The sequence below is a fragment of the Candidatus Zixiibacteriota bacterium genome (genome assembly GCA_018820315.1).
Classification (GTDB): domain Bacteria; phylum Zixibacteria; class MSB-5A5; order JAABVY01; family JAHJOQ01; genus JAHJOQ01.
This window is the reverse complement of sequence record JAHJOQ010000026.1, coordinates 1-12106: the sequence shown is the minus strand read 5'-3', so window position 1 is coordinate 12106 and position 12106 is coordinate 1. Positions and strand designations below refer to the sequence as shown.

Sequence of the window (12106 nt, the reverse complement as noted above, 5' to 3'; positions counted from 1 at the left end):
TCAATCCTTATTGCTGTAATCCGAGCGATAAGCCGCCCATCACTTCCTGATAGAAACTCTCGTACTGTTTAACAATCATGCTCTTCTCAAACCGTGTCGTTACAGATTTCCTTGCATGCTCTGAGAATTGTCTGTGCATCTCCGGATCGGAAAGCAATTCCAGTCCGCGAATCGCCATAGTCTCCGTATCACCCAATTCGAGCACGTATCCCGATTTGCCATCATCGACCAGTTCCGGTATGCCGGTGTGCGAAGTACCAATGACCGGCACACCACATGCCAGAGCTTCGAGCGCCGCCAGACCAAAGCTTTCGTGCTCCGACGGAAGCAGAAAGAGATCGCCGACCGTGAGGATGTCTTCCACCTTGTCCTGGTTGCCGAGAAAGAGGACATCATCGGTGAGATGATATTGCGCGACTCTATCGCGGGCACTGGTTATTTCCGGCCCTTCGCCAATCAGAAGCAGCTTCGATGGCATTCCTGCACGAATCAATCTGAATACGTCTATAACATCTTTGATTCGTTTCAGAGGACGGAAATTTGACATGTGGATTATGACCTTCTCCCCGCGGGCAGTCAGCTTCTGACGAAAATCGCTGCAGCCGTTCGGTTTGTATTTGTCGACATCAATGAAGTTGTAAATCACTCGTGGCTCAGCACAAATCTGGAATTCTTTGCATACTTCCTGCTTCAGGTAATTCGAAACGCAGGTCACACCGTCCGACGACTCGATAGAGAACTTCGTAATCCCATAGAATGACTTATCAGAACCGACAAGCGTGATGTCCGTGCCGTGAAGTGTTGTGATTACTTTCAAATGGGGATCAGCAAGCATCTGTTTGGCAATATAGCAGCACGTGGCGTGCGGAATCGCATAGTGAGCGTGCAGAAGATCAAGTGTCCACGTCTTGGCCACCTCCGCAAGCTTCGCTGCAAGCGCTAAAGTGTATGGCGGATACTTGAATACCGGATAGCTATCGAATTCGACCTGGTGGTAATAGAGATTCTCCATAAATCGGTCAACCCTGACCGGCAGATCGTAACTTATCAGGTGAACCTGGTGTCCCTTCTCCGCCAGCGCAATACCGAGTTCCGATGCTACAACCCCGGAACCGCCGATGACAGGATGACATGTAATTCCAATTCTCATAGTCGCTACTACCTATAGGTATATGATCTGATGATCATGGTCATCTATACTGAGAGAGTTGAATATAGTTTCTACTATTCCCGGCCCATACTTGTTTGTGAAATACACAAGACTGCAAAGTCGCTCCTGCAATGACTGCTCCGGGAAGAGGTGAGCTGCCATCTTTCTGAATTGCTGAGAAAAATCATCGTTCGCTTTCCTGTGTGCCTTAAACACTCGGTTCTTAAACGAGTTCAATTCAAAGTCGATTTTCTTCCTGGTCTGTTCGAGTGCCTGCAAAAGGCTCTTCTCCTCACCAAGTTTGCTGCGAATTTCACCCAGAACATCCAAGACGCGTTGGTGGCCTTCATCCGTAGACGCTGTGATACCCTCTGGGAACTTAGCCTTAAGCAGCGCAGTCAACAGTTCTTCACGTTCAGATATTGTCTGCAGCTGTTTCATGTCAACACCGTTCTTGTCAATGAACTTCGCCCACCGGGACTCAACGATCGTAGCAGACATCCGAGGACAAACAACCGGCGGGACAACATCGAATTGGTCGTACAGTGATCCTATCTGCGTGGAGTAGGCGACCTCTGCAGGACCTCCGACAAACGCCAGTACAGGCAACAGGTGAGATTGCACAATGGGACGGAGAAGCACATTTGGTGAAAACCTCTCCGGATGATTCGAAATCAAATCAAGCAGCGCCGGTTCTGTCACAGAATCTTCCACGCCCTCTATGAAGAAACGTCCGTCATGGAATCCCACCCTGGTGCGCATTCCATCGACATGAAACAGATTCAGGTATTGCTCATCGCGCTCGACCTGCAGATGATATCCGGCGTCGGTTAGTGACTGATTGGCAAGTCTGATTGTATCACGAGCTGATTTAAACTCCGAGACTTCTCTGGCGACAATGCTCGCTGAAAGCTTCCTGAGCCCCGGGTTGGAAGGATTGACAAGCACAAGGCCGCACCTGCCGAGATGATTGAGAAGAAAGCGTGCAAATGATTCGTAGATGCTCTTGCCCGGAGCATAGAATCGTCGCAAATCTTCGATAAGCTCTTTCTTATACTCGGTCTCGGCGAGCTGCTCAGAAACCATATCAATGAACTGTGTGGAATTTTCATCGAGAATGACATCCGCCATAGCTCTATCGCTTATCGGAATCGCCGGGCTGTAAGAAATCTTCTCGATACTGCCATCATCTCTCGGTAGCAAGACATGATCGACTTCAGCGAAATCGTGGTCGTCAGTCGCCAGCCAGAAAACCGGCACGACCGGATGTGCTAACAGATTGCTGAGCTTCTCGGAGAGCTTGATCACAGTGAGTGCTTTGTGGAGAATCATTGCGGGGCCGCCAAGCATCACAACTTGATGCCCGGCGATCGCGCACAAAGCGTTCCCATCTGCAATGTGCTCGATGTTCTTGAGCGTGGGCTCAGAGGCTCCGAATTCCTCGTTCTGAAACCTTAGAATTCGGGCAAGCTCATCCCTGTCATATTCTGTGGCGAGGAGACGAGCAGCTGTTTTCCTGAAGCTGTCCGCATCGTGAAATGATGGGCCGAGCCATCGCGATAGCGCACCGGGATCATAGATGAAGTCCTTGAATAGCTCGCTTGTGGAGCGGAGATCGCTATACCGCATCCGCAGCCTTCTCAAGTTCCTGATCCTTTCGCCGTGAACCGCCAAACCATTGAGCAATGTCGTCGAATATGGTGTATACTACGGGAACCACGACCAAAGTCAAGGCTGTTGACGATATCAGCCCACCAATGACAACCCGGGCAATCGGTGCCCGCAGTTCAGCGCCAGGACCCAATCCGAGAGCGAGAGGAAGGACACCGAAGACCATCGATGCCGTGGTCATCATGATAGGACGGAACCGTATGGGCCCTGATTGCAGCAGTGCCTCGGTTCTAGACAAACCCCTCGCCCGTGCCTGTTTCGTGAAGTCTATCAAAAGAATAGCATTCTTCGTCACCAGTCCCATCAGCATAATCACACCGATCAAGGAGATGATCGAAATAGAGCTGCCAAATGCGAGGAGCCCTAGAAATGCCCCCACCAGCGATAACGGCAGTGAAACCATGATCGACAGCGGATCAAGAAAATGATTGAACTGCGAAGCCAGGAGCAGGTAGATGAATATGATTGCCAGAATCAGAGATTCAAAAATGTAGTTAAATGCTTCTTTCTGGTAATTTCCTTCACCAACCGGAGCTATATCATATCCGGGAAGCATGTCAATATCGGCATAGCCGGCCTCGACATCCTGTCTGACATTGCCTGAAAAGCGACCCTCAACATTCGCGAGCACTCGATACTCCCGTTTTCGATTGAAACGGGTCTTCTCTGCTGGTCCTCCCCACTTCTCGATACTCGCCACTCGTGAAAGCGGCACCTGAAAATCATCGATGCCCTCCACTTCCTTAGATGATGGGATGAGGAAGTTCCTGAGTGATGATCCGATATTGCGTTGGGTTTCTTTCACTCGAAGGCGAATATCATACTCGTCATCGATGTCCTTGTAACGTGACACAACGTCGCCTTCAACCAGTAATCTAACGGCAGAACCTATCTGTAGCATATTTAAGCCAAGATCAGCAATCTTATTGCGATCGACATTGATGCGCAGCTCAGGTGTCCCCCTGGAGAGAGTATTATTGATGTCGACTGCACCCGGAGTGTTTCGCACTATTGCTTCGAGCGCTTCCGTATAGCGCGTGACACGCTCTTCCTGATCGCCGGTCACAGAGTATGCAACAGGCGCCTCCCCCCCTTCATGTCCCGCCTCAACGGCAATGCTTGTCCTCACTCCCGGTACCTGCTTCAACTCCGTACGCAACTCCTGGACGAACTCGGCGACAGTCATGTCGCGCTCATCCTTTGGAATCAGCTTGATCGTCATAGTGCCTTTGTTGATCGGGGAGGATTCTCCGCCGATTACGCTAAAGACATCCGTGACTTCCGCGTGGCTCCGAATTATCTGCTCCAGCTTGCCAACGATTTCTTCAGATACCTCCAGCCGTGTACCCGGAGCGGTCTCTATTGCCACAAACGCCTGTGACTGGTCGCTCTGCGGCATGAATTCGAAACCGATCAACGGATATAGCATCATTCCGCCGATGAACGCGACGGTAGCGACCAGCAGTGTTATCACTCGATGCCCAAGAGCCCATTTCAGGATTCCGCTGTATCTTCGGTTGATCGCACCAAACAGACCATTCCACGCGTTGGTGGCCATGTAGATTGGATTGCGCGTGCCCTTGCGAGATTGCTCTCTCTTCAACCAGCGCGACGAGAGCATTGGCGTCAGTGTGAACGCAACAAACAGCGATACCAGCACCGAGAATGCGACAGTCATTCCGAACGAATAGAAGAACCGCCCGACGATACCTTTCATGTATGCAACCGGCAGGAATACCACCACGATCGAGAAAGTCGTTGCAGTCACGGCAAGCCCGATTTCTGACGTTGCGGCAGCGGCGGCCAACTTTGCCGGTTTGCCCATTTCTATATGCCGGTAGATGTTTTCGATGACGACGATTGCGTCGTCGATGAGCAATCCCACAGCGAGCGACAGCCCCAGCAGTGTCATGAAATTCAGTGTGAATCCGAGCGCATTCATGAAAGTGAAAGTCGCAATTATCGATGTAGGAATTGCGATTGCTGAAATGATAGTCGAGCGAAGATCAGCCAGGAACAGGAAGATAACCAGCACTGCCAGAATCGAACCATACAGCATCGCCACTTCTACGTCATGGACGGCATCACGTGTGAACACCGAATTGTCCTGAGCCACTATCAGAGATACATCCTCCGGAATCTCCTTGCGAAGCTGCTCAAGCTCAGCATAAACAAGATTGGCTACGTCGACCGTATTGCCGCCCGACTGCTTCTTGATATTCAGCGAGACAGCCCGTCTGCCAGTGAGGCGCGATAATGACTTGCTTTCTTCGACACCATCTGTCACAGTAGCAACATCAGCGAGCCTCACGAATTGGCCTTCAGGAGTTGCGACGACCAGATTGCGCAGCTGATTGAGATCATCGAATCTCCCCATGGTCTTGACAAGGAACTCCGTACCGCCTTCGTTGATCTTGCCACCCGGCACTTCGAGATTCTGAGCAGCGATGGAGTTCTGGATATCAAACGGCGATAGTTCATAGGCCGCGAGCTTCTCGATATCAACATCGACTTGTATTTCTCTCTCAAATCCACCCACAAGATCGACCGCCCCGACACCCCGCTTCGATTCGAGCCTTTTCTTGACTTTGTCCTTGGCGATCTGCGTGAGCTCTCGTGGCGATCTGTCACCGGCGATTGCCAGAGACATTATCGGCGACTCAGCAGGGTCGAAACGCTGAATCACAGGTTCTTCGATGTCCTGCGGTAGATCACTGCGGTGCGTAGACATCTTCTCTCGGACATCCTGAGCTTTCTCCTTGCCGTCCATCTCGAGTTCGAACCGGAGCACAACCTGCGAGTAACCTTCACGAGATGACGATTGTATATCTTCAAGTCCTTGTATGGAGTTCACTGCATCTTCGATCTTCTTCGTTACATCATTCTCGACAGCCTCCGCGCTCGCTCCGGGATAGACAGTGCCGACTACAACAAACGGAAAATCCACCTGTGGAAAGAGATCAATGTTCAATCTGAGAAATGATGTCAGTCCGAGAACGACGAGCGCAACAATCATCATCGTTGCAAAGACCGGTCTTCTGATGGAAACATCTGCCAGAATCATTATTCGTCAGCCTCCCCGTTTCCGATGCGGATAGCGCTTCTATCCTGCAGGAACACCTGTCCCATGGTAACGACGACATCTCCGTCCTTGACCCCCTGAATGATCTCCGTGAATCCGTCAGAGTTTCCGCCGGTGACAATGTCGGTGGCTACTGCCGTGTCTCCGGTTACTATATATATCTTTTTCAAGCCCTCTCGCATCAGTATCGATTCGTCAGGAACCTTAACGACTCCCTTCAGTTCCCGGAGCGGAATCGTGCAGCCTGCGAAGCTGCCGGGACGCAGACCACTGCTCTGATGTGCAATCAGAATTTCGACGTTGAATGCCCTCGTCTTGGGGTCGGCTGAGCCCGCGACTCTGACTACCATCCCTTCAGTCCAGGTGTCCTTTACTCCGACCGGATACACTCTCGCAGTCATACCTGGTGCAATGAGAACAACATCATCGGGATCGACGCCGATGGTCAATCTAAGCGAATCGACTCTCGACACTGTAGCCAGCTTCTGACCGGCTATTGTCTGATCACCTATGTTCGCTTTCAAGTCGGTAACTACTCCTGACACTGGTGCCTTGATCTCGACAAGATCTCGCGCAGCCCTGAAGTTGGCCTCCGAAACATTGAATGCAGTCTGTGCATCGTCGTACTGCTTCTCGGATATGGCGCCTTCGTCGAAAAGAGCCTTCATTTTGCTCAATGTCTTTTGAGCATTATCGTAATATGCTTTCGCCTGTATGAAGCTTGATGTTGCACCGGACTTGTCCAGCAGAATGAGCGTTTCGCCTTCTCTAACAGAGTTTCCCGGTTTCACGCGGACATCAATGACTGTCTCGGAGACCTTCGCAGTCAGGATCGCCTGCTCAATACCTTCCAATGTTCCAGTGTAATCACGATACACGGTCATGTTGCCCAATTCAGCTGCCGCGACTTCAACCGCAGTCCTCTCTTCATGGTTGTTGCTCGGAACGGTATTACCACCTCCGCACGACATCGATAACAGCAACAGCATCACTATCGCTAACCTGCCCTTAGTCATTTTCTTCTCCCCTGATCGTCGGCTCGTAGCCGGCAGCACGCTCGAACGCCGCCACCGAGAGCTCATAGTCATAGACCGCATTTATGTAATTGACTTTTGCCTGTGTATTAGCTGTCTGAGCGGAAAGGACCTCCAGTTGAGTACCAACTCCACCCGCATATCGAAGGTTTGCAATCCGAATGCCTTCCTCCGCCTGCTCAATCGTTTTTTCCTGACTCTGCAAACTAGCCACAGCCTCCTCCCATGATCCATACGCCGATCTGACCGAGAGGAGAACATTCTCCTTCATCTGGCGGGCGACATACTTGCTTTGATTGTAATCCGCCCTCACCTGTTTGACTCGACCGGAATTCGCTCTGCCGTCGAATATTGGAAAAGACAGTATCAGAGAAGCTGACCACGATTTCGTCCATGCATTGCTCGGTGGAGAGAATTCCTCACTCTGGGCCTGATACGCAAACGTCGAACTGAACAGCAACTGAGGTCTGCCATCCGCCCTGGTAATGCCGATAGCTCTGTCATATGATTTGACCATGTAATCCTGCTGTACAATCGCAGGGTGATTCTGCGCGGCATAGGAGAGTCCCGACTGCAAATCAAGCGAGTCATCAAGCTGACCCGAATCAAACTCGTACATCAAATTGATATCTTCATCAGTCGTTATGCCAAGTCTGTTCTTAAGGTCAATTGCAGCCAGCTCAGAATCATTCCCCGCCTTTATCAATTGCGGGCGGATATTCGCCAGTTCAACTTCAGCTCTTAGAAGATCAAACTCTGCAGCCATGCCTTGCTCGAATTGCTTTCTCACATTTGCGAGATTCAGTTCCGCCTGCTTGATGGCGTCATCATGTATGGCGACGACATCATTTGCGAGCTTAGCTCTAAAGAAAGCCTGCTTGACCTGATACATGACATCATTTCGGGTCTGCCTGAGCTTGTAGTCTGCATAGCTGCGATAGTATTTCGCTATCTTAAGCCCACCGCCAACCTTGCCGCCCAGATAGATCGGCTGAATCAACGTCAAGCCGAGGGAGTAGTTGTTGCTCGTACCGAACTTGATCGACTCACTGCCGATCACAACTTCCGGAATTTCGATGTTCCGTGTGTATCGACCATCGAAACTGAGCTGAGGAAGGGCGCCAGCCCAAGCCTCTCGAATTTGTCCGGCAGCTCGGTCCAGTTCTTCCTTGGCTATTAAGTAAGTCTCATCGTTCCTGAGTCCGAGCTCGACTGCATCATCCAGCGTAAGATCTCTCCCTTCACATACCGACTGAAAGAGAATTGGCATCGAGACAAGCACCAATAGAAACAGTCGTGGGCCGATTAACCGTCTGAGATTGTGATTCATTTCTTCTCTATCCCGTTGAGAAAAATCTTCATAATTGTCCTGTGATCTTCTCTGACATTTATCTTTCTCTTGATCAGCACCGAATCTTTCGTGGCTGCGTGCACCAGTTCCATCAGACAGAGTGCCGCCAGGCGAGCATCTATCCTGTCGAACTTCTTCTGAGCGATTCCCTCTTTGATCAGTGTCTCGATATAGCCGACATTCTCCACAAGATAGCCGCAATATTCATCCCGCACCTTGGGAAAAATGTGAACCGCCTCCTTTAGGAGAACTTCACTGAATTCCTCTTGAGATTCGAAAAACGTAAGATACGCCTGTAAGGATTCTCTCAGCTTCTTGACAGGATCGCCGGGCGATGACAAAATTTCCTGCATCCTCTCGTCAATTCGCCGAAAGCCGTCATGAATAACGCCGAGGAGGAGATCTTCCTTGTTGTCGAAGTAGTTGTAAATCGTCCCTTTCGAAACACCTGCCCTTTCAGCGATCGTAGCAACGTCTGTGCTGTGGTAGCCGTTTCGGGCAAACTCCCGTAACGCAGCTTCGGTGATATGTTTCCGACGACCTTCTCTGTCCGCCTCTGTCTGTTGAACTCTCGAAATAATGCACCCCAGAGCAAAATCATCTTGCTTACTGACCGACCGGTCAGTCAATGAATATATCATACTCCGCAAAGATGTCAAGGTTTCATTGTAGATTGATGAGAATTCAGAGATACTGAGTTCAATCGAAAGAGATATCGGGGGTATCCGGGACAAGCTCTATATCCACTTGCGCTTTCGGAAGAAAAGTAGCAATCCGCCTACAACCATCAATATAATCGCAAGAACGAATACGTAGCCGTACTCCCATTCGAGGCCCGGCGCAAACGTCGTAAAATTCATGCCGTAAAAACCGACGATGAATGACGGCGGCAGCAAAATCGCAGTGAAAATTGTCAGGAATTTGATGATCTCATTCGTTCGCGTCGACACGTTCGAGTAGTAGACTTCGAGCGACGAGTTCAGGGCGTCTCTGTGCTCATCTGCCTCATCCGAAATCCTCGCGAGATGGTCATAAATATCGGAGAAGTAGATCGAGGTCCTCTCCCCTATCCGGGAGAACTTGGCCCGAGCAAATTGAGCGACAACTTCACGTAGCGGTGCAATCGTACGCTTGATCTGGAGCACGTCACGACGGATTGTGAATATGCGTTTGACGATTTCCGGATCGGGATCCTCGAATACATCATCCTCGATCTTGTCGGTCTCGGCCTCGATAACCAGCAGCGTCTGGAAATATGTGTCAGCGAGATGGTCGAGTACCGTGTGGAAGAAAAAGTCCGCTCCGCGCGAGATGAATCTCTCGTCTTTATGAAGACGCGCAAAGATTGAATCGATCACCTTGAGCCGCTGAAAATGGACAGTCACGACGCAATTCCGGGTCAGAAACAGACCGATCTCCTTGAATGGGAGATCATCCTCGCCACCCGGGCGTCCGCTGGCGACGAGAAATACGACGAATATATAATCCTCGTAGTCGTCGACTTTTGGTCGAGACATTTCGCTCAAAACGTCTTCAATTGCAAGCGGATGGAACTTGAAGTCGTGGGTCAGGATGTACGATTCCTCGTCGGTCGGCTCAGACAGATCAACCCAAAAAACATGATCTTTCTTGGTGAGAAGTTCGCTGAAATTGATCATTCCCTCAAATTCGCGACCACCCTCTTCCGGATTCCAGACAAACGAGCTAATCATTGATCCATACCTATCACTTCTCGGCAGGTGCCAAACTTATTAGCCGGAAATATACATTCTTGAATACTAAAGGCAAATGGTTTAACCAACGCGCTGAATACATGATGAGTCTATCACAGATCAGCAGGGATCAGTCGAAAAGAGAATCCTCAGACGCTGTTCATAACGCGCCTGAGCATTAGCGCGCAATCGTTAGCCTTGTTGTCATCTCCAGCCGGCGTCCAGTAGATCAGTCCCGCGTTTTCCAGAGTCAGCGCGTATTGCATCGGGATGTCTCCATACGTTCTCACCTTCAGCGCTTCATTGCACGCATCTACAGCTTTGCGGCAGCTCGCGGCCTTGTCTTCCACATTGCCAAGATCAATAGAGGAGATTATCACACTCAATGAAGTGAATAATTGGCGTTTCTCATCGGTTGATTCTTATTAACAGATCACGGTATTTTCTACTTTCAAGTAATGCAATCACAATAAACAAGCTCAAATTTAATGCAAACAGGGTGCGATGTAAGTCAATCATTGGCAGGAATGGGAAAGAGGGAAATAGCAATACTATTGTTACCAGACAGCCAGTGAACAGAACGGTACCGCTCAGGATTATTCTCCAACCCTGGTTTCTTTCTAACATTTGCTCAAATAATGTTTTTCTGTTTGAAATATGACTTACAGCCAGTGGTATTATAAACACAAAAGGTGTAAAAAAGAGCCGTGTTTCTCTGGCAAGCGCGGTGTTGAGAGTTACTCCTATACATAATACAGAAACTATAATCGCGGAATAAACAATCTGATTCCAGAACTTATCCGTGAACCGTTCTTTTTTAAGAAACCTGTATAAAGCTATTATAAGTGGCCCCCAGAGCCAGCCAAAGCTTATGAAAACAGAATAGGTTGTCTGTCTGATTTCTCCGAGATTTTCAAAATTCACAATCAATCGTGTGAAACGGCCTGAGAGGATTTCTGGAAACATGATAAAACGATATCCACAATATAGAATAATCGGAATCAAAAGCGCAGTAAGTCTTTTCTTCCAGGAGATTTTTTCAGAACCAATCAGGAAAAAAGCCGGTGCTATCAAAACTACATTTTCACGACTTAGCATAGCAAATGTTAGACACAATGCGGCATGAATTAGTTTACTTCTAAATAAGAATACCGCCATCCAGATCAAACCAATATATGCCCAAAGATCATCCCAGGAGTAGTTTGGAATGAAGTGTATACACAGTATCGGGAACGATAATGCGAGCATCCATAATCCAAAGATCCTTTGTTTCTGTGACATCCCGATAATCTTTAAAAAATATCTGAATGATAGAAAGAGGATAAAGACAAGAATGTACTGGCTGAAAGCAAAGGCATGTTTGATAGATATTTCAAAAACATTGGCCAATGACCTGGTTGTTACATTTGTAAGGGGACGTATTGAATAAGGGAATTCATTCTCATGGAATTCAATGCGACGAGTCCATAACTCATCATCCTGGGTCACCATCGTTCTCAGGCCCAGATTTGCAGCGGCAATCAAAACTGTGAGTAATAACACATGAATAATTTCTTTCATCCGAGAGTTCCCAGATAAAATTTTCGAGAACATATATTGTCCCTTTCAACATCTGAAAAATACAGAAGGTAGGTCAAAAGTGATCTTCCCCGGTATTGTGGACATTGTCTTAATGTTGTTTGTTTTTCTTCTGGAAGTCAAGCGGATTCAGATACCGAAGTGTCGAATCCGCGAGGGATTCGACCTACAAGTCTGGCGCATCACAAGACGCCTCGCCCACAACAGAACATGAGACAGATGTCATGCCGGTGAAAAGGCATGTTGAAAAACCCCAATACGTCCATCGTCGTCATCGCGAGGAGCAAAGCGACGTGGCGATCTCTTATGTCGCATCAAAGTGCACACAGGAGCTGTGCTCCTGTGGATAGCTCGTGAAGAACGCAGAGGCACAGCCTCTGCTCGCACATCAAGTGCGCGGCAGATGTCCAGAGGCTGTCCCACAAGTTTTGGTTGAGGCGGTTAAGTATCGTCTTTTTATTATCTGTATGTCTGATAATAGAGATATGAGGTAAGAGATGATATTAACTCCTGAAGATCCTCGCCAGT

General features: G+C 49.0%; 9 protein-coding genes. All 9 read right to left on the bottom strand.

Translation table 11 applies throughout. The features are described from left to right. Positions 1-7: 7 nt before the first annotated feature. Positions 8-1150 (bottom strand): N-acetyl-alpha-D-glucosaminyl L-malate synthase BshA, encoded by a 1143-nt coding sequence (gene bshA / locus KKH67_02130; GenBank protein MBU1317973.1) that lies wholly within the window; start codon positions 1148-1150, stop codon positions 8-10. Between the two features lie 12 nt (positions 1151-1162). Continuing rightward, entirely contained in the window at positions 1163-2779 is a 1617-nt protein-coding gene (gene bshC / locus KKH67_02125) for a bacillithiol biosynthesis cysteine-adding enzyme BshC (protein ID MBU1317972.1), read from the bottom strand. Beyond that, positions 2769-5885, bottom strand: a complete 3117-nt coding sequence (locus tag KKH67_02120; protein ID MBU1317971.1) for an efflux RND transporter permease subunit — start codon at positions 5883-5885, stop codon at positions 2769-2771. Before KKH67_02120 ends, bshC begins: the two co-directional genes overlap by 11 nt. Beyond that, positions 5885-6919, bottom strand: coding sequence for an efflux RND transporter periplasmic adaptor subunit (locus tag KKH67_02115; protein ID MBU1317970.1), 1035 nt, complete (start codon positions 6917-6919; stop codon positions 5885-5887). Before KKH67_02115 ends, KKH67_02120 begins: the two co-directional genes overlap by 1 nt. Continuing rightward, the gene (locus tag KKH67_02110; GenBank protein MBU1317969.1) at positions 6912-8267 is read right to left on the bottom strand and encodes a TolC family protein; all 1356 of its coding nucleotides are present in this window, start codon (positions 8265-8267) and stop codon (positions 6912-6914) included. Before KKH67_02110 ends, KKH67_02115 begins: the two co-directional genes overlap by 8 nt. Continuing rightward, the gene (locus KKH67_02105; protein ID MBU1317968.1) at positions 8264-8917 is read right to left on the bottom strand and encodes a TetR/AcrR family transcriptional regulator; all 654 of its coding nucleotides are present in this window, start codon (positions 8915-8917) and stop codon (positions 8264-8266) included. Before KKH67_02105 ends, KKH67_02110 begins: the two co-directional genes overlap by 4 nt. A gap of 108 nt (positions 8918-9025) precedes the next feature. Next, complete coding sequence (corA, locus tag KKH67_02100) at positions 9026-10000, bottom strand: magnesium/cobalt transporter CorA (protein MBU1317967.1); 975 nt, start codon at positions 9998-10000, stop codon at positions 9026-9028. A gap of 149 nt (positions 10001-10149) precedes the next feature. After that, the gene (locus KKH67_02095) at positions 10150-10350 is read right to left on the bottom strand and encodes a hypothetical protein (GenBank protein MBU1317966.1); all 201 of its coding nucleotides are present in this window, start codon (positions 10348-10350) and stop codon (positions 10150-10152) included. A 58-nt stretch (positions 10351-10408) separates the two neighbouring features. Then, the gene (locus KKH67_02090; protein ID MBU1317965.1) at positions 10409-11560 is read right to left on the bottom strand and encodes a hypothetical protein; all 1152 of its coding nucleotides are present in this window, start codon (positions 11558-11560) and stop codon (positions 10409-10411) included. Positions 11561-12106: the final 546 nt, after the last annotated feature.